28 protein-coding genes are annotated in these 17,663 nt (G+C 58.9%); 27 read left to right on the top strand and 1 reads right to left on the bottom strand.

Features of this window, described 5'->3' with window-relative positions; all coding sequences use genetic code 11:
- Window position 1: 1 nt before the first annotated feature.
- From A7P96_RS10650 to A7P96_RS10185, 21 genes are all read left to right on the top strand, one after another.
- A complete protein-coding gene (locus A7P96_RS10650; protein WP_156496253.1) occupies window positions 2-145 on the top strand; it encodes a hypothetical protein in 144 nt (47 codons plus the stop codon).
- A gap of 5 nt (window positions 146-150) precedes the next feature.
- Entirely contained in the window at window positions 151-426 is a 276-nt protein-coding gene (locus tag A7P96_RS03285) for a hypothetical protein (RefSeq protein ID WP_067524716.1), read from the top strand.
- 278 nt (window positions 427-704) lie between these two features.
- Window positions 705-854: a hypothetical protein gene (locus tag A7P96_RS10645; RefSeq protein ID WP_153716856.1), complete on the top strand. Its 150-nt coding sequence runs from the start codon at window positions 705-707 to the stop codon at window positions 852-854.
- Complete coding sequence (locus A7P96_RS03275) at window positions 851-1,357, top strand: hypothetical protein (RefSeq protein ID WP_067524714.1); 507 nt, start codon at window positions 851-853, stop codon at window positions 1,355-1,357. Before A7P96_RS10645 ends, A7P96_RS03275 begins: the two co-directional genes overlap by 4 nt.
- A 9-nt stretch (window positions 1,358-1,366) precedes the next feature.
- Window positions 1,367-1,783: a hypothetical protein gene (locus A7P96_RS03270; RefSeq protein WP_156496252.1), complete on the top strand. Its 417-nt coding sequence runs from the start codon at window positions 1,367-1,369 to the stop codon at window positions 1,781-1,783.
- Window positions 1,770-2,387: a DUF3164 family protein gene (locus A7P96_RS03265; protein ID WP_197476437.1), complete on the top strand. Its 618-nt coding sequence runs from the start codon at window positions 1,770-1,772 to the stop codon at window positions 2,385-2,387. Before A7P96_RS03270 ends, A7P96_RS03265 begins: the two co-directional genes overlap by 14 nt.
- 2 nt (window positions 2,388-2,389) lie before the next feature.
- Window positions 2,390-3,277, top strand: a complete 888-nt coding sequence (locus A7P96_RS03260; protein ID WP_067524709.1) for a recombination-associated protein RdgC — start codon at window positions 2,390-2,392, stop codon at window positions 3,275-3,277.
- 4 nt (window positions 3,278-3,281) lie between these two features.
- Window positions 3,282-3,482 carry a hypothetical protein gene (locus A7P96_RS03255; RefSeq protein ID WP_009427417.1) on the top strand — a complete coding sequence of 67 codons (201 nt, stop codon included), beginning with the start codon at window positions 3,282-3,284 and terminating at the stop codon, window positions 3,480-3,482.
- Window positions 3,483-3,525: 43 nt separating this feature from the next.
- Window positions 3,526-3,801 carry an HU family DNA-binding protein gene (locus A7P96_RS03250; protein WP_067524707.1) on the top strand — a complete coding sequence of 92 codons (276 nt, stop codon included), beginning with the start codon at window positions 3,526-3,528 and terminating at the stop codon, window positions 3,799-3,801.
- Between the two features lie 60 nt (window positions 3,802-3,861).
- Window positions 3,862-4,335 (top strand): regulatory protein GemA, encoded by a 474-nt coding sequence (locus tag A7P96_RS03245; RefSeq protein ID WP_067524705.1) that lies wholly within the window; start codon window positions 3,862-3,864, stop codon window positions 4,333-4,335.
- On the top strand, window positions 4,335-4,682 hold the full coding sequence (locus A7P96_RS03240; protein ID WP_067524703.1) for a Mor transcription activator family protein: 348 nt from the start codon (window positions 4,335-4,337) through the stop codon (window positions 4,680-4,682). The genes A7P96_RS03245 and A7P96_RS03240 overlap by 1 nt, the downstream gene beginning before the upstream one ends.
- A 211-nt stretch (window positions 4,683-4,893) precedes the next feature.
- Entirely contained in the window at window positions 4,894-6,030 is a 1,137-nt protein-coding gene (locus A7P96_RS03235) for a 2-oxoacid:acceptor oxidoreductase (RefSeq protein ID WP_067524701.1), read from the top strand.
- Window positions 6,031-6,041: 11 nt separating this feature from the next.
- Complete coding sequence (locus A7P96_RS03230) at window positions 6,042-6,974, top strand: major capsid protein (protein WP_067524699.1); 933 nt, start codon at window positions 6,042-6,044, stop codon at window positions 6,972-6,974.
- Between the two features lie 58 nt (window positions 6,975-7,032).
- Window positions 7,033-7,371, top strand: a complete 339-nt coding sequence (locus tag A7P96_RS03225) for a DUF2190 family protein (protein ID WP_067524697.1) — start codon at window positions 7,033-7,035, stop codon at window positions 7,369-7,371.
- 2 nt (window positions 7,372-7,373) lie between these two features.
- A complete protein-coding gene (locus A7P96_RS03220; protein ID WP_067524695.1) occupies window positions 7,374-7,739 on the top strand; it encodes a hypothetical protein in 366 nt (121 codons plus the stop codon).
- Between the two features lie 3 nt (window positions 7,740-7,742).
- Window positions 7,743-8,183: a DUF1320 domain-containing protein gene (locus A7P96_RS03215; RefSeq protein ID WP_067524693.1), complete on the top strand. Its 441-nt coding sequence runs from the start codon at window positions 7,743-7,745 to the stop codon at window positions 8,181-8,183.
- Entirely contained in the window at window positions 8,183-8,680 is a 498-nt protein-coding gene (locus A7P96_RS03210; RefSeq protein WP_067524692.1) for a Gp37 family protein, read from the top strand. Before A7P96_RS03215 ends, A7P96_RS03210 begins: the two co-directional genes overlap by 1 nt.
- Before the next feature lie 9 nt (window positions 8,681-8,689).
- Entirely contained in the window at window positions 8,690-10,087 is a 1,398-nt protein-coding gene (locus tag A7P96_RS03205) for a phage tail sheath subtilisin-like domain-containing protein (protein WP_067524690.1), read from the top strand.
- Window positions 10,088-10,101: 14 nt separating this feature from the next.
- Entirely contained in the window at window positions 10,102-10,617 is a 516-nt protein-coding gene (locus A7P96_RS03200; RefSeq protein WP_023888044.1) for a phage major tail tube protein, read from the top strand.
- Window positions 10,618-10,755: 138 nt separating this feature from the next.
- A complete protein-coding gene (locus A7P96_RS03195; RefSeq protein WP_067524688.1) occupies window positions 10,756-11,040 on the top strand; it encodes a phage tail assembly protein in 285 nt (94 codons plus the stop codon).
- The gene (locus A7P96_RS10185; protein ID WP_231863625.1) at window positions 11,027-11,188 is read left to right on the top strand and encodes a GpE family phage tail protein; all 162 of its coding nucleotides are present in this window, start codon (window positions 11,027-11,029) and stop codon (window positions 11,186-11,188) included. The genes A7P96_RS03195 and A7P96_RS10185 overlap by 14 nt, the downstream gene beginning before the upstream one ends.
- Here the strand turns inward: A7P96_RS10185 and A7P96_RS10640 are convergent.
- Window positions 11,163-11,447 (bottom strand): hypothetical protein, encoded by a 285-nt coding sequence (locus tag A7P96_RS10640; protein WP_156496251.1) that lies wholly within the window; start codon window positions 11,445-11,447, stop codon window positions 11,163-11,165. The genes A7P96_RS10185 and A7P96_RS10640 overlap by 26 nt on opposite strands.
- A 29-nt stretch (window positions 11,448-11,476) precedes the next feature.
- Here A7P96_RS10640 and A7P96_RS03185 point away from each other — a divergent pair, with 29 nt between their 5' ends.
- From A7P96_RS03185 to A7P96_RS03160, 6 genes are all read left to right on the top strand, one after another.
- Window positions 11,477-14,278, top strand: coding sequence for a phage tail tape measure protein (locus A7P96_RS03185; protein ID WP_067524685.1), 2,802 nt, complete (start codon window positions 11,477-11,479; stop codon window positions 14,276-14,278).
- Complete coding sequence (locus tag A7P96_RS03180; RefSeq protein WP_067524683.1) at window positions 14,278-15,177, top strand: phage tail protein; 900 nt, start codon at window positions 14,278-14,280, stop codon at window positions 15,175-15,177. Before A7P96_RS03185 ends, A7P96_RS03180 begins: the two co-directional genes overlap by 1 nt.
- Entirely contained in the window at window positions 15,174-15,422 is a 249-nt protein-coding gene (locus A7P96_RS03175; RefSeq protein WP_064087614.1) for a tail protein X, read from the top strand. Before A7P96_RS03180 ends, A7P96_RS03175 begins: the two co-directional genes overlap by 4 nt.
- Window positions 15,409-16,551 (top strand): phage late control D family protein, encoded by a 1,143-nt coding sequence (locus tag A7P96_RS03170; RefSeq protein ID WP_067524682.1) that lies wholly within the window; start codon window positions 15,409-15,411, stop codon window positions 16,549-16,551. Before A7P96_RS03175 ends, A7P96_RS03170 begins: the two co-directional genes overlap by 14 nt.
- A complete protein-coding gene (locus A7P96_RS03165) occupies window positions 16,538-17,149 on the top strand; it encodes a phage baseplate assembly protein V (protein ID WP_067524680.1) in 612 nt (203 codons plus the stop codon). The genes A7P96_RS03170 and A7P96_RS03165 overlap by 14 nt, the downstream gene beginning before the upstream one ends.
- Before the next feature lie 136 nt (window positions 17,150-17,285).
- Entirely contained in the window at window positions 17,286-17,663 is a 378-nt protein-coding gene (locus tag A7P96_RS03160; RefSeq protein ID WP_067524679.1) for a GPW/gp25 family protein, read from the top strand.

Genomic DNA, 17,663 nt, shown 5'->3' with positions numbered 1-17,663 from the left:
GATGAGTGCATTTTGGAACTGGTTTGTACAGGCAAGCTGCTGGCAGGTGCTCGGCAACGCGCTGACCTTGGCGCTGGCGCTGATCATCATCGGCATCGGTATCGGCGAAGCGGTGCGTTATATCCGCATCAGTTGGAAAGGATAACAACCATGTGGCCGGAATTAAAAAACGTTGCTCGGCGCGAAGCTCGGAACTGGTTGATTGCCGCCATCGTGGCAGTGGCCTATGCCGCCATGGCCGGCAGCTGTACCCCGCAGCCTGCCGCCCATCGGCAGCTGGTGGGACAGCCGGATACGGCAGCGGCACGGCTGGCAGCCAAAGAGCGGCAGGCCGAGAGCGAGGCCGTCGAAGCGGTAGCAGTGTACGAACACATGAGCGATCAAGAGCGGATGCGCGGTGTGGTTTTAGAACCGGTGGAGGAATAACGATGAACTGCAATTGTCTGGAAACATACCTTGAAAAAATACAGAAATCTTTAGAGGCCGAAGGTCGGGTAGTCAGTGTCAACCCTACCTTTGTACAGACGGGCTTCCGGATGCCGGATTTGTCTGTTGTGACCTATACCCAAGTGGAGTGGGAAGAAACCGTTACCCGGAAGAATGGGAAACAGAGCAGTAAAAAAATGAAGACATCAGTTACTCATAGCTACTGCCCATTCTGCGGCACAAAAATCCAACCTGCCAAGCAGAAGGAGGAATAAGACATGGTAACCGTAGCAAAATTTATCTGGTATTTGGCCAGCATCGTCTCCGGCGTGTTGGTGTTGACGGTGGCGGCTATGCTGCTGGTGGTGGTGTGTATGGCCGCCTTTAACCGATACGACGATATCTTTATCAACCGGGAGGGCAAATGAAAACCCGTTGTCCCGCCTGCGGTGCGGTGGCCAGCCTCGAAGTGCTGCTGACCCACGATGACGCCCGCAGCCTGATGGTGGCGCTGGCCGGTATCTCCGACGAGCTGGCCAAAGCCGCGCTGCGCTATCTTGGCCTGTTCCGCCCGGGCGAGCGCGACCTGAGCTGGGCGCGGGCGGCCAAACTGCTGGGCGAGCTGGTACCGCTGATTCAGGCGGGCGAGATTACCCGCAAGCGGCAGAGTTACCCCGCGCCGCGCGAGGCATGGATTTGGGCGTTTAACCGCGTTATCGAAGCCCGCGACAGCGGCAAGCTGACCCCGCCCCTGACCAGCCACGGCTTCCTGCTGGAGAACCTGACCTTCTGGACGCCGGACAAAACCGCCGGCACGGCCTTGGCTCCGGCAGCGGATACCGCCCTTTCAGGAAGCCTTAACCCGCAACAACAGACCGCGGCCAGCAGCACCCTGCAAGCGGCCGCAGCCGGTGAGAAGTTTAAGCGATGATGATCCGAAATGATGACCAAAGAAGTAAACAATGCCTTGGTGTCCGGCATCCAACACATGTTCGCCATGCGGTTGCCTGGGCATCCGCCGCTCGATGCGGCCGACGGGACGTATCAGGCATGGATTGCCGCTTTCGATTCGCTGCCGATCGCCTGGGACGACGAGCGCGATGTACCGCGCATCCGACAGGCCTTCGGCGCGTTATGGGCAACCGTAGACCGCTGGCCGACCCCGAAAATGCTGATTGCCTGCATCCCGCCCGTGCCGCCCCCGCCGCAACTGGAAGCTCCGAAAAAGGTGTGGACGGAAGAGGAAATAGCCAGAAACAAAAAGCGTTTGGCCGAAATGTTAGGCATGCTGGCCGACAAGATGATTGAACGAAACCAAATTTTAGACGATGGAAGGAATGAAGATGAGCCAAATTGATATGAGCCAATACAAGAAGGACGCACGCGGCAATCTGGTACCGATTGACAACATCCGCGAAATCGACCTCTTACGCGACGAGTTGGTGATGGAGATTGTCGGTAAGGCGCAGGCGGTGGCCGAGCAGTTGGCCGATTACAAACGAGGGGCGATGGACGACATCAACGCCTTTGTACAGCTGTCCGCCGAACGCTTCGGTGTGGAGCTGGGCGGCAAGAAAAAAGGCAACCTGACCCTGCACAGCTTTGACGGCCACTACCGCGTGCAATATGCCGTACAGGATACCCTGAGCTTCGACGAAGGCTTGCAGGCGGCCAAGGCACTGATTGACGAGGCGCTGCACGACATGCTGGCCGGGGTGACCGATGCCGACGTGTGGACGATTGTGCAGGCCGCGTTTGCAACCGACAAGGAAGGCAACATCAGCACCGGCAAAGTGCTGGGGCTGCGCCGCCTGAAAATCAGCCACCCGAAATGGCAGCAGGCGATGGATGCGGTGGCCGATAGCCTGCAAATCCTGACCAGCAAGGCCTATGTGAGGGTGTACCGCCGCGATGACGAAGGCGATTACAAGCTAATGAACTTGGATATTGCAAAGGTGTAATTATGTGGTTTAGTCAATGTACCGTGTTCAGGCTACCTGAAACCCCGAATGCCGCCCTGCTGGCCGACAAATTGGCCGACGCACCCTTTGCTCCGTGCGGTGGGCTGGATTGGTTTACCGAGGGTTTTGCCGCACCGCAGAGCTTCACCCCCGAGCTGGTCTTTAAGGTTGAACAAACGATGGGGATTGCGTTAAGGCGGGAGGAGAAGGTATTGCCGGGTAGTGTCATCCAGCGGGCGGTAGACGAGCGGGTGGCACGTATTGAGCAACAGGAATGCCGTTCGGTCGGTCGCAAAGAACGGCAGGAATTGAAGGAGCAGGTAACCGATGAGTTGCTGCCGCGTGCCTTTGTCCGCGCCACCCATACCCGTGCACTCTTTGCCGACGGCATGTTGCTGGTGGACAGCGCTGCCGCCTCCAAAGCGGAAAACCTGCTCGCTAAACTGCGCGAAGCCTTGGGCGGTTTAAAAGCCCAGCTGGCACACACCCGCCGAACGCCATCGGCACTGATGACTGAATGGCTGCTGCGCGGCCATGCCGCCGGACGCTTTGAGCTGGATGACATTGCCTCATTGCGAGGCGCGGGTGATGTGCCACCGGAGATACGCATCAAACGGCAAGACCTGACAGCCGAGGAAGTAGCCGGCCATGTGCGCTGCGGCAAGGTGGTGAGCGAGCTGGGCTTGGTTTGGGACGGGCGGGTTGCCTTTGTGCTAACCAGCGAGTTCACGCTCAAACGTATCCAGTATTTGGACGTGCTGCAGGAAGCGGCGGAAAACCACGGCGACAATGCCGCCGACTTGGCCGCTGCTTCGCAGGTCATTGTGTCCGCCAACCTGAGCGCCTTAATCGGCGAGCTGGTTGAATTGATGGGCGGTTGGCAGGAGTAACGATATGGCCAAAGTAATCATTACCATCGAAGACGTGGAAAATACGCTGGACATCGGATGTACCAGTGACGTACCTATGGTGCGCGGTATCTCCTCCAAGAATACCCCGGCACAGAATTATGCCGCCATAGCGATGATGACCATCAATGCCAACGCTCGCCTACGTGGTGAGGAAGTGCAAGATGTCCCAGAGATTAAGCAGTAACCCGCGCGGCACGGCCTGCCGCAATTTAAACAGGAGTTAAACCATGACTAAATCAGAGTTAATCAAAGCCATTGCCGAACACGGCGAATTGAGCCGGGCCGATGCCGAAATCGCGCTGCTGGCCGTGCAACACAGTATCACGAAGGCTTTGGCCAAAGGCGAGCGGATAACCCTGCCCGGCTTCGGGACGTTCAAGGTGGTCGAGACGGCCGCGCGTACCGGCCGCAATCCGCAAACCGGCGAACCGGTCGACATCCCGGCCAAACGCAAAGTGAAGTTCACACCGAACGAGAAGCTCAAAGACTTGGTTAAAGCGTGATGTTCAACCCATGCCGCTGCCACAGTGCGGCGGCATCAGTGGAATATTAGGAGAGTCCAAATGCGTGAACCCAAAGCCCACAAGAAAGCCCGGCTGATTAAGCTATTGCACGTGGCCAAGAACCAGCTGATGCTGGACGATGCTGCCTACCGCAGGCTGCTGGCCAACGTATCGGGCGGCAAGACCAGCAGCACCAAACTGTCGTTGGAGGAGCTGGAACTGGCGCTGCGCGGCATGAAGGCGCAGGGCTTCGTGGTCACCACCAAGGCGCAGGCCGAGAGCGGCAGGCAGGATATCCCGGTGCGCGAGGCAGCGGACGGAGTGGATGCGCAAATCAAAAAAATACGCGCCCTGTGGTTGGAGCTGCACCGCTTGGGCGCGGTACGCAGCCCGAGCGAATTGAGCCTGGCTCGTTTCGTCAGCCGCATGACCGGCGTGGACTATCAGGGCTGGCTGAGCGTGGACGATGCTTCGCGGGTGATTGAGTACCTGAAACAATGGAAAAAACGGGTGGCAGATAAAGGGAGGGAATAATGGTAGACAAATATAACGAGCTGGCTTCCGCCATATTTGATGCGTGGGTCAGGTTGTTGGTGGACAAAGGACTGTCTGAGGAAGAGGCAGAAAAATTGTCGGAAGAGGCGGTTGACTGCATCTTGGATACCTTCAGCGGGGAGAATATCTACATACCGCGTAACATCTCCGCCCGCGCTGCAGCCCGTAACCGTAAAATCTACGATGAGTTTACCGGCTATAATCACGATGAACTGGCACGAAAATACCAAATAACGAGACAGCGGCTGTACGGCATTATTCGCCAAGTGCGCGGGCAGATACTCGCTGAGAAACAGGCCGACTTGTTTGGTACGCCGGAACAATAAGTCTGAATCGCGCACTAAGTCGGTCAGGAAATCGCCTGACCGATGTCTTTTTGAAAGTTGGTATGTTTGCCTATCCTGACCGCCAAACGCGCTAAAAACGCAAATTTGGCGGTTTCAGATTTTTAGGCTCAACGCATTTTTGAAAACGTTTTAAAAGACCGCGGACAAATCCGCGAGCAGAATCCCCGTATCAACCGATGCGGGGATTTTTATGTTTGAGATTTTTCGAGCCGGTACGCATACCGACAACAACGGCCGACAGGTCAATATCAGCGCAGCCGATTTGGCTGAGGCTGTGGCGGCCTACGACCCGAAGCTGCACGAAGCACCGATTGTGGTCGGCCATCCCAAAACCGACGACCCGGCCTTCGGCTGGATCAGTGACCTGAAAACTGAGAACGGCGTGCTGTTTGCCGATTTCGCACAAGTGGATGACGACTTTGCCGGATTAGTGAAGGCCGGACGCTACAAGAAGGTGTCGGCTAGTTTTTACCCGCCGGACAGCCCGAACAACCCGAAACCCGGCGTTTGGTCACTGCGCCATGTCGGTTTTTTGGGTGCTCAGCCGCCCGCGGTCAAAGGCCTTGCCGCCATCAACTTTGCCGAAGGCGAGGTGTATGTGGAGTTTTCCGAGGCGGCGCACGGTATCGCCGCCCGGCTGTGGCGCAATATGCGCGAATGGCTGATTGCCCAGTTTGGCCAAGACGCCGCCGACAAGGTGGTGCCGGACTGGGAAATCGAAGGCATCAAGGAAATGGCCGCCCGGCCCGACCTGCCGCCCGACCCGGTGTTGTTTGCCGATCCCCCTCCCACCCCCAACCCAACCGACCATAAGGAGTCTCCCATGTCTGAACAAGACCAAGCCGCCGCACTGGCTGCCGAAAAGGCCGCACGTGAGAAGGCGGAGGCCGATGCCGCCCAGGCCAAGGCCGAATTGAAGAAGCTGCAGGATGAGCAGGCAAAAGATTTGCGCGATGCCGCCCACCAGCAAAACACCGACTTTGCCGAGGGCTTAGTGAAAGAAGGCCGCCTGAAACCTGCCGACAAAGCCTTGGTGGTGCAGGTGCTGGATTTTGCCGAGCACCCCGAGCACACCACCGCCGACTTCGGCGAGGGCGAGGCGGCGAAGCCGCTGGGCGCTGCGCTGCGCGAGTTTTTGGCGGCGGTACTGCCGCAGCAGCTGCCGACCGGTGAAATGGCTAGAGGTGGCGAAGCACAGGCGGCAGGCAGCCTGAACTTTGCCGAGTATGCCGACCCGACCGAGCTGGATTTGCACCAACGTGCCCAAGCGCTGGCTGCCAAAGAAGGCATTTCCTATGAACAAGCAGTATTCCGCTGCATGAAATAAGGACTGACATCATGAGTCAAAACTATTTGAAAAAATTGCAGGGCGTTTCCCCCATCCTGACCACTGTGGCGCAGGGCTACGCCCCCAACCGCTTTATCGCCGAAACGGTGTTCCCGGTGGTATCGGTGGAAGCCGAAATCGTCAAATTCCCCACCCACGGCAAAGCTGCGTTTGAGGAATACGAAACCCGCCGCGCCATCGGTGCCGACAGCAATGTAATCGTGTTGGACGGCAACGGCTGGGAAACCGTTACGCTGGAAGAGCACGACTTGGCTGCCGGCGTGGACTACCGCGCCGAGAAGGAAGCTTATTTCAGCCAGAAGGCCAAAGCCGCCCGCCGAGTGAAAGACGGCGTGCTGCTGAAAAACGAAATTATCGTGGCCGGTTTGGTGCAGAACGCTTCCAGCTACGCCTCCGGCCACGTCAGAACCTTAAGCGGCACCAGTCAATGGAGCGATCAGACCAACAGCAACCCGCTCGCCGACGTGGATGCCGCCAAGGACAAAATCGCTGAAGCGGTCGGTCTGCGTCCGAACATCATGGTTATTGGTGCGGGCGTGCTGAAACACCTGCGCTACCACCCGAAGCTGCAGGCGCAGCTGGGTGCCAACGATAAAAAACGCATTACGCTCGACATCCTCAAAGACCTGTTCGAACTGGAAGACATCATCATCGGCGAGAGCCGCCTGACCGCCAACGGCCAATTTGCCAACGTGTGGGGCAACCATGTCAGCCTGCAGATCCGCGGTGCCAACAGCGCCGGACAGCCGGCAGACGAAGGCAACCCCAGCTTCGGCTACACCTTCCGCCGCAGCGGCCTGCCCTTCATCGACACTTACGAAGGCGTGGGCGGCAAGGTCGAATATGTACGTTACACCGACATCAAAAAGGCTGTGGTAACCGGCGGCAAATGCGGTTATCTGCTGAAAGACGTGGTGGCTTAAATCAACCGAAAGGCTACCTGAAAATTCAGGTAGCCCGCCAAATACAGGAGCAAGACAAATGGCAAAAACCAAAAAGGCTGTGCTGACCGAAACCATCATCGCGGCAGCCGCCATCGTACAGAAACGTTTCGTGAACTTTGAAGGCAAACAGGCTACCGCCGGACAGCCCGCCGTAGGCGTGTCGGTATACGACGCCGACCAGGGCGACAGTTTGGCCGTGGATGCGCTGGGTATCGTGCTGGTGGAATCCGGCGGCGCATTGGCCGCAGGCGATGCCGTGGCTTCGGACGCGCAGGGCTGTGCGGTAAAACAGGCCGCCTCGGCTGTCACTCTCGGCCGTGCTTTGGACGCTGCCGTCGGCGCCAACGAAGTCATCCGCATCAAACTGGGAGCCTGACCATGATTAAAACCTATATCGCCAACACCCCGCTGATTCTGGCTGATGCCGAGGGCAAGGAGTTCCGTGTCGAAGCCGGTGAAGCCGTAGACCTGACACCCGAGCAGTACGAGCTGGTGGCCGCACATGTGACCGCAGGCAGCATCTCGGACGCAGACTTGGCCGCATCCGGCTACCAGCCGGACGGCACAACACCGGTGCCGGAACAGCCGCCTGCCGAACCGACCCAGCCCGAACAACCGGCTGAGGCCGAAACCGCGCCTGCCGAGACAGAGCAGCCGGCACAGGCTGAAACCGAACAGCTGGAAGAATCTGCCGAGCAGGCTGAAGAACAGTCCAAACCCCGCGGCAGAGGCAAAAAGGACTAGGCTATGTACATCACGCGCGAAGACATCAAGGCTGCCGTCAGCCTGGCCGAGCTGACCCAACTGACCAACGATATCGGCGGCAGCACAGAGCCGGACTGGGCGGTGGTGGACAGAGCCATCGCTTATGCCTGCGAAATTGCCGACGGCTACCTGATGGGTCGTTACACCCTGCCGCTGGAGCCGGTACCCAGCATCCTGCGGCCGGTGTGCAGCGACATCGCGCGCTACTGGCTGCATACCCGCCGCATCAACACTGCCGATTTCCCCAAACCTCTGCAGGCAGCCTACGACAACGCGCTCAAGCTCTTAGCGCAGGTACGCGACGGCAAGCTGCATTTGGGTGTGCGTGCCGACGAGCTGGCCAGCGATACCGAGCGGCCGCAGGCCGAGCGCGGTGCCTACCGGGTGCGCGGCAATGCCAAGCAAAACTGGGGAGGCTACTGATGTCTGCCACCCGCCCGATTCTGATTGCCGTGCGCGATTACTTGGCCGCCGAGCTACCCGCCTACACGGTGGAGCTGTTTCCCGACGACCCGGCCGGCTACCGCTTTATGGCACCGCTGGGCGCGGTGCTGGTCGGTTATCAAGGCAGCAAGTTTGCCCGTCCGGACGGCCTCGGCCTAATCGGCCAGCAGCGCGACGTCACACTGTCGCTGACAGTGTTCGGGCGTGGCCTGAACCATGACGGCGCAGCCTTGGATCTGCTCGACGCATTGCGGCTGGCCATCACCGGCTACCGCCCGCCCGACTGCGAGCCGTGCCACCTGATCAGCGAGCAGTTTTTGGCTGAAGAAGGCGGGGCGTGGCAGTACCAGCTGATTGCCCAAACCGAAACCCAGCAGGTCGAACGCCGCCCGGCGGATACCCGGCCTAAAGTCAGCAGCCTGTATCTGCGGCAGCAAGGCCAGCCGCTCAATCCCGATATTAAACCCAAACCCTAGGAGAGTTTTATGGCAGCAGCATTCCATCACGGTACCGAGACCAAACGCATCGACGGCGGTACCAGCCCGATCTACACCGCCGACGGCGCGATTACCGCCATGGTCGGCACCGCGCCGACCGGCGAAGTCAACAAATTGACTGTGTGTTCCGCCGCCCGCGATTTCTTACCGTTCGGCAGCAGCTTAACCGGCAAAGGCTTTACCCTGCCCGATGCCGCCAATATCTTTACCCGCTACAAGGCCGGCACCGCCTATGTGGTCAATGTGTGCGACCCGGCCAAGCATAAGAGCAGCGTGGCCGACGAGGCATTGACGGTCGATGCCGACACCCTGACCGCCCGCACCGCCCATCCGGCCTTGCAGGCAGGCTATACCGTGAAAGACGGCGGCAATACCCTGAACGAGGGCAGCGACTACACCGTTACCGATGCGCTTGCCGGGGAGATTGTGTTCAAAACCAAACCCACCGCGCCGACCATCAGTTATACCTACACCGACCCGTCCAAAGTAACCGAAGATGAAATCATCGGTGCCTATGTGGCCGCCACCGGCCAGCGTACCGGACTGCAGGCGGTGATTGAAGGGTTCAACCGCTTCGGCGCCGATGCCAAAATCATCATCGTGCCGGAGTACGACAAGACCGCCAAATGCCGCGCCGCCATCGAAGTGCTGGCCGAGCAGATTAAGGCCATCGGCTATGCGGCAGCGCCGCAGCAGACCACCCTGAGCAAAGCCATCGAAGGCCGTGGCCCGTTGGGCAGTATCAACTTTCAAACCTCCAGCGACCGCATGATGCTGTTCTATCCCTATGTGTTGGGTTTGCTCGGCGTGGAGAGCCTGGCTACCCACGCTGCCGGCCTGCGTATGAAGACCGACGTGGAACAGGGCTACTGGTACAGCTCGTCCAACCGCGACCTGCTGGGCGTGACCGGCATCGAAATGCCGCTGACCGCCCGTGCCGACGATCCGCAGAGTGACACCAACCGGCTGAATGAAAAAGGCATCACCACGGTGTTCAATAGCTACGGCACCGGCTACCGCCTCTGGGGCAACCGTCTGGCCTGCTTCCCGACCGTGTCCCACATCAAAAACTTCGAGGTGGCACAGCGTACCGGCGACGTGATTGACGAATCCATCCGCCGCTTCGAATTGCAGTATATCGACCGCCCGATTGACGATGCCCTGATTGACAGCCTGCTCGGCTCCATCCGTACCTATCTGGGCACCCTGCAATCCATCGTCGGTTACAGCGTGGACTTGGATTATGACTACGACTTGGTGGATGCTTTCAGTAAAGGCCAGGTGCCGCTCAAATACGAATACACGCCCAAGCTGCCGGCCGAGCGCATCAGCAATGCCAGCGTGATGACCCGCAAATATCTGGCCAACTTGGTCAGCCAACGATAAGGAAGGAATGAAAGATGTCCGATATCAAAGTGATTTACAACGCCAATGTCTACATCGACGGTAACGACCTGTTGGGCAAGGCCAGCGAGTTCAAACTGCCGGAGTTTGAGTTTGAGCAGGACGAGTACAAAGGACTGGGGCTGAAAGGCACGGTCAAGCTGCCGATGGGCGTGGCCGCACTCGAGGGTGAGATTACCTGGAACAGCTTTTTCCCCGAAGTGGCGCGTAAAGCCGCCAACCCCTACAAAGCGGTGCAGTTGATGGTGCGCGCCAACGTGGAGACCTACGACACCACCGGCCGCGTGAAGGAAGTGCCGCTGGTGACGATGGTAACCGCCACCTTCAGCAAGAATGCGCTGGGCGGCTACAAACCGAAAGAAAAGGCAGAGTTCAGTTCAACGTACCAGACCACCGAAATCCGCCAAGTGTTAGACGGGCGCGAAGTGCTGTACTACAACGCCCTGCGCAACGAATACCGCGTGGACGGCGTGGACGTGGAAGAGACCTACCGACGCAATATCGGGGCTTAATTTAGAAAACGTTTTAAAAGACCGTGGACAGCCCCACAGGCAAAATCCCTACATCAAATCCGATGTAGGGATTTTTATTTACCACCGGCGGTTTTGTCAGGCCGCGCCGCCCGGCCAATTTGAAAAAGGATTGCAAAAATGGCTCAGAACGAAGCACAAAAATTACAACAAAAAATCGGTGTTACCCAGACCATCCAGCTGGTACAGCCGATTGAGACACCAAACGGCACGGTTACGGAAGTGACCACCCGCCGCGTGCTGGTGAAAGACTACAAGCGGGCAGCCGAGTTGTACCCGAACAGTGCGGCCTTACAGCAGATCCATGTCATGGCCTTGGCTTCCGGTCTGATGCCGGAGGATTTCGAGAATATGGCGTGGGAGGATTACAGCAAGCTGCAGACGTTTTGTATTGGGGCAAATTGATTGGGATAGCTACCACCAAGCCGCTGCCGATTTGGCTTGGTGGTTTGGCTTTTCGCCCAAGATGATTGAAGAAATGTCGCCGGATGAGATTTTGATTTGGCAGCAGCAGGCCAACCGGCAGGTTAAAGCGAAGTATTCGAAGATGTAGAGCCCGGCTGTTTCCAGTATCGGAACAGTCGGCAGATGCCGGTAATAAGCACGGCAAGGGAGAAGCTGGCGGCGGTAAAGACCACACCGGCAGGCCATGCCAGTATCAGCCCAAAGACGGCAAACCCGAACAACGCCGTCCAGAAGCCGACAGCCGCCCACATGCTGGCAAACAGCCACAGGGAAGCGGTGGCCACCATCAGACAAAACAGTATGGCGGCCAGTGAGAGGGTGAAATTGTTTTTGAAGTCAAGTTCCATAAGTTGATTATTAGCACAGGTAAACCAGTATGGCAAAGGAATTTTTAGTCGGTGTAACCATTGCCGCCGCATTGAAGGCCGGATTTACCACAGTTTTCGGCCGCGCCGAGCGTACCGCCAAATCTCTAGGCTCGGCCATCAAAGAAGCGACCCACGCCAATGATGCGTTTGGTCGCTCTATCCGTCAGCAGCAGAGGCTGATGCCCTCGCGCAACCTGTCCGAACAGAGCCGTGCCTTTGCTGCCATGACAATGCAGATCCATCGTGCCACCCGCGCCCAGAACGACCTGAACAAGGCGATTGCCGGCCAGCGGGCAGCACAACAGCACCGCCAGCAGCTGCGCTCCGAGATGGTGGAGACAGCCGGCCATGCGGCGGTTATCGCTGCGCCGGTGGTCGGGTCTATCCGTAAATTTATGGAGCAGGAGGATGCGTCTGCCAACCTGAAAATCTCCATGATGCGCCGCGACGGCAGCTTCGGCCGCTTCAACGAAATCGACCGGCTGACCACCGAATGGGGCGCCGCCCTGCCGGGGAATAAAACCGATTTTACCAATATGGCGCTCGGCTTGAAGAGCCAGGGTATTTCGGATGAAACCATCATCAACGGCGGCGGTCTGGCTACCGCCCGGCTGAATACCGTGATGGGCATTCCGATCGCCGACGGCAGCTTCTTTGCCAAAAACATGGAGGCGCACGGCATCAAAGAATCCGAGCTGCTACGCTCGGCCGACCTGACCCAGCGCGCTTATTTTGCTGCCGGCCTGACCAAGGAGGACATGTATCAAGCCATGTCCTACTATGCGCCGAAGGTTAATACCCTCGGCCTGACCGGCTTGGAGAATCAGAAACAGATTTATGCAGTGGAAGGTTTGGCTGCCAATAAGGGGCTGGAGGGTTCCAGCTTCGGTACCAACTTCAACATGATGCTGAGCCAATTGTCCAAAGGGCCGACCATGATGGAAATGGCCGCCAAGGGCATGCGGGCGGAAGTCCGCGATATGGTGGAGAAATCCGGCGCCCACTTCGACTTTTTCAACAAAGACGGCAGCCTGAAATCACTGCGTGAGATTACCGGCACGCTGGAATCCGAGTTCGGCAAAGTCCGCGCCCGCTTCGGCGATAAAGGCGTGATGGATGTGGCGGACGCTTTATTTGGCCAAGAAGGCGGCCGCGTGGCTTCTATTCTCGGTCAGGCAGGCCTGGGCGGATTCGATGCCATGATTGCCAAGATGGAGCAACAGGCTTCACTGGAAGACCGGATCAAAGTCAAAACCGGCACCCTGTCAGGCGCAATAGAGGCGCTGGGCGGGATGGCCGAAAATGCCGCCGCCAAGTTCGGCGAAGTATTCGCACCTGATTTGAAACGGTTTGCCGCCTATGGCCAAACCATGATTGAGCAATATGCCATGCCTTTTATCAGTAGGCATAAAGAAGCCATTAAGGTGGTTGCCGGATTAGCGGTTGGTTTGATTGGCCTCAAACTGCTCTTCCTTGGGTTTGCTTATGCGGGTTCTTTGGTTGCCATGCCTTTCCGTTCAATGTGGACGGGATTTCAGAAAATCCGCTCCATGCGCAATATGTGGCGGCTGTTCCGCATGAGCGGGGTATCGCGCGGCGTGAGCCTGCTGCGTACCTTCGGCATGTCCGCCCAATGGGCGACCCGCATTGCTGGCGGACTCGGCAGGGTGGCTGCACCGTTTACCTCGGTATTCGGCCGCATCGGCCAAGGTGCCGGCGTATTCGGCAAACTGAATGTGGCATTGGGCTTGGTGCGGCAGGGCTTTATGTTTCTTGCCCGTTCGCTGCTGACCACGCCGGTCGGTTGGGCGATTATGGCCATCGCCCTAGCGGCCATGTTGATTTACAAATACTGGAATCCGATCAAGGCGTTTTTTGCCGGCGTGATTGACGGCATTATGAAAGGGCTGGAGCCGGTCAAACCAACCTTAATCGCACTTGGCGAGGCGTTCAGCGGTATTTGGGCAGCAGTGCGGCCATTCGTGCAGCCGATTATCGATTGGTTTGGCGAGCTGTTCAGCGTCAATCAGGTGGCCGAAGGCAGCGCCCGCAGTTTCGGTGAGACCTTTGGTTTGGTTATCGGCGGCATCCTGAGTTCGGTGGTGCAAACCGGCGCCATGATTTTGGACGGTTGGCGCATGATTTTCGACGGCATTTCCTCGCTGGTCGGCTCGGCTTGGACGGAAATCAAAACCGCCTTTGACGGCGGCCTGCTCGGTATCCTCGGCCTGATTCTCAACTGGTCGCCCATTGGCGCGTTCTATTCGGCCTTTGCGGCCGTTCTCTCGTGGTTCGGCATCGACCTGCCGGCCAAGTTTACCGAGTTCGGCAGCAACATTATCCAAGGGTTATGGAACGGGCTAATCGCCAAATTCGAAGCGGTTAAGGGCTGGTTTGCCGAGAAGGCGGCGTGGTTTAAAAATGCCTTTGCCCAAAGCAACCAGATCCGATCGCCAAGCCGCGTGTTCCGCCGTTTTGGCGGCTGGATGATGGAAGGCCTACAAATCGGTATCAACCAAGCCGCACCGCGCCCGTTGGCCGCTATCGGCTCGGTTTCGCGTGGTTTGCAACAGCGTTTTAGCGACAACACTTCCTCGTTGGCCGCTTCAATGGCCGCCAACAGCGCCGAACTCTCTGCTGCACGGCAAGGCACGGCTGCGGCAGGCGGCATCACGGTGCATTTCTCTCCAACCATCAACGTGCCCGGTGGTGATGCGGGGCAGATTCAGGCAGCTATGCAGATGAGTTATCGCGAGTTTGAGCAATGGTTTGAACGGCTGATGGCCGATAAAGCCAGGAGGGCTTATTGATGTTTGCCATGTTGGGCGATATCCGTTTTGAATTATTGGGCAGCTTTACCGACCTTGAAGAGACCCACGGCGCCAGCTACGCCAAGCACGAGGTGCTGGCCGGGCGGCCGAGGTTGCAGGCGATGGGCAACGATCTGACCCAAATCCGCTTCGGCATCAAGCTGCATTGGAAGCTGGGCGATGTGGACGCAGCCTACAAGGGCTTGATTGCGGCCAAAGAGGCACAGCAGGCGGTGTCCTTGGTGTTCGGCTCCGGCCGTTTTGTCGGCTGGTTTGTGATTGAGTCGCTGACCGCCCGCACCCTGCTGCAGGACGGGCGCGGCCGCACCGCCGCCCGCGAGCTGGACGTGAGCCTGACCGAGTTTGTCGGCGACCCGAACAACCCGCTGCCGACCCCGGGCGTGGCCAACGGCCAAAACCCGCTGCTCGCCATGTTGCCAGAGTCGGTGCGTGCCCCTTTGTCCAAAGTGGCCGATGCGGTGCAGACTGGGGTACGCATTTACCGCAGCGTCGAGCAGGAGGTCGGCCAGCTGCAAACCCTGATTAACCATGCGCGCGAGCTGAAACACGACCCGCTGGCCTTGTTCGGCGTGGTGGGCGATGCGGTCAATCTCGGCGGTACGGCGCTGGGTAAATTGAACAGGCTGCCTGAGGTCGGCAAATACATCGGCAACCTGTCCGGTGCGGCCGAAATGCTGGCCTACGGCGGCCAGGCGGCGCGCGAACTCTCCGGCGGTTTGGCCGCGCTGCGCAACGGTGCGCAAAGCGGCGCGGTGGGCGGCTGGCTGGAAGGCGGCGCGGCGGCTATTGCCTCAGCCGCCGACAGCCTGAACAACGGCGCACGCGGTGCGCAAAGCCTGACCGCGTGGCTGGCCGGCAGAAAGGACGGGACGAAATGAGCGAATCGGTATTAAGACACCTGACACGCGAGGGCGACCGCTGGGATTTGATTGCCTGGCGATACTACGGCAACCCTTTGGAAATCTCCCGCCTGATTGCCGCCAACCCGCACCTGCCGGCGGCCGAGCAGTTTGCCGCCAACCTGACCGTGTTTGTACCGGTTATCCCGGCCAAACCCCAAACCCAAGCCGACATGCCGCCGTGGCTGCGCGGCGATAACGGAGACGACGATGCAGATGCCTAACCTCCATCTGGGTGCCTTGCTTTCAGGTAGCCTGAACAGTACGACCAGCCATCCGGTGACCCTGCCCAAGGTCATCATCAAATACGAGCAGAAGGATATTACTAGCGACATCCAGCCCTATTTGTTATCGGTGAGCTACACCGATTACTTGGAAGGCCAATCGGACGAAGTGCAGGTGGAGCTGGAAGACGTGGACGGCCGCTGGCGGCAGCAGTGGTATCCCGAGCAGGGCGACAAAATCAGCCTGGAAATCGGCGACCAGATTAACGGCATGCTTAAGCTGGGCAGCATGGAGCTGGCCGAGATTGAGTACCACCATCCGCCGTCCGTGATTACTCTGAAAGCGCTGTCCACCGGCATCACCAAATCCAACCGCACCCAGCGCGGTCGTGCCTACGAACACACCACGCTGGCCGACATCGTGCGCCGCATTGCCCGGCGGTTGCACCTAAAGGTAACCGGCACCATCCGGCACATCCCAATCGAGCGCGTGACCCAGTATCAGGAGCGTGATGTGGAGTTTCTGACCCGTTTGGCCAAAGAGTACGGCCACACCTTCAAGATTGTCGGCAGGCAGTTGGTTTTTCAGGCTAATGATGCATTGGCCGAACAAAAGCCGGTGGTGGTGTTGCAGCCGGAAGACATCAAAAATTTCAGGCTGCGCGACCTGATTAAGGGCGTACCGCAGGAAGCAGTGGTGAGCGGCTACGATGCCAAACGCAAGACCACGCGCCGCACCCGCCGCCAAAGCCGCGCATTGCGCCCGGGCGGCAAGCGCGCCAGCAGCGGCGACACGCTCAAAATCGTGGCCAACCGCGGCGAGAGCCAGGCGCAGGTCAATGCCCGTGCCGATGCCGCGCTGGCCAATGCACAGCAAAGCCAAGTAGCCGGCAATTTCTCCATAGTCGGCAACGCCAAGCTGGTGGCCGGGCAGACCGTGCAGCTCAAGGGGTTTGGGAAGTTTTCTGGCAAGTATTTGGTCAAGCAGGCTCGGCACGAAATCCGGCGCGGCGGCGGCTTTACCAGCGATTTGGAGGTCAAAATGGTCGAATATGTGCCGGACGAGCCGCCGCAGCCGGCCACCGCAACCCAACCCAAAAAACAGGCAGCCAAAAATGCGAACCCATGACTTTACCGCCACCCTGCAGTTCGGCACGGTTTCGGCCGTGGACGCGGCCAAACACGCGGTGCGCGTGACCGTGCCGACTTTGGACGACATCCAAACCGACTGGCTGCCGGTGGTCAGCCTGGGCGCGGGCGGCAACCAGTTCTACGCGCTGCCCGACCCCGGCGCGCTGGCCGTGTGTTTGTTGGACGCGCGCGGCGAGGGAGGTGTGTGCCTCGGCGTCATCTACAACGAGCAGGACGGCACGCCCGCCGCCGATGCGAATATGTGGCTGCGGAAATTCAGCAACGGCACCGTCATCAGCCACAACCGCGCCGACGGCCAGGTAACCGTGGACACGCCGGGCAAGGTGGTGGTTAAGGCTGCCGCCAAGGTAGAGATTCAGTCGCCGGAGACCGAAATCACAGGCAACGCCACGGTCAAGGGCATGCTGACCTACACCGCCGGCCTGACCGCCTCCAACGGCGGCGGGGGCGATACCGCCAGCATCGAAGGCACCGTGCGCATCAACGGCGAAATCATCCTCAACGGCATCCCGCTCTCCGGCCACGTCCACCCCGGCGACTCCGGCGGCACCACCGGCGGCATGCAGGCCGGCTGACCACCGATTTTTGAAAACGTTTTACAAGACCGCGGACAAGCGCCGCAGCACAATCCCCGTATCCGACCCGATACGGGGATGTTTTTTTAAAGCCGTTTAAAAGACCCGCCCCCCGCCGATTAGTCAGAATAAGCCCATGACGACACCGACCACCCCGCGCAGCCGCCACTGGCAGCCCGCCCCTCTCGCGAGCGGGCAGGACATTGTGCAAGACCTCGACGACATCAACCAGTGCATTGAAAACATCCTCGCCACCCGCAAGGGCAGCGACGTGCTGCGGCCGGATTTCGGCAGCAATTGGTTCGACTACATCGACTACCCGGAAGACGAATTTATCCCCAACACCGTGCGCGAGGTCATCCTCGCCATCCAAACATGGGAAAAGCGCGCGCTGGTCGAGCAGGTCACGTTTGACGGCCACGCCCCGCATATCACCATGACCGTGCATTGGCGCGTGGCGGACGATGTGGCGGGCGAAATCTACCGCACCGATATTGCAATAAAGGCTACCTGA

Origin of the sequence: Eikenella sp. NML03-A-027 (assembly GCF_001648395.1) — a bacterium.
Lineage (GTDB): Bacteria > Pseudomonadota > Gammaproteobacteria > Burkholderiales > Neisseriaceae > Eikenella > Eikenella exigua.
The sequence above is the reverse complement of the archived record's forward strand: the minus strand, read 5'-3'. Positions and strand labels throughout refer to the sequence as shown.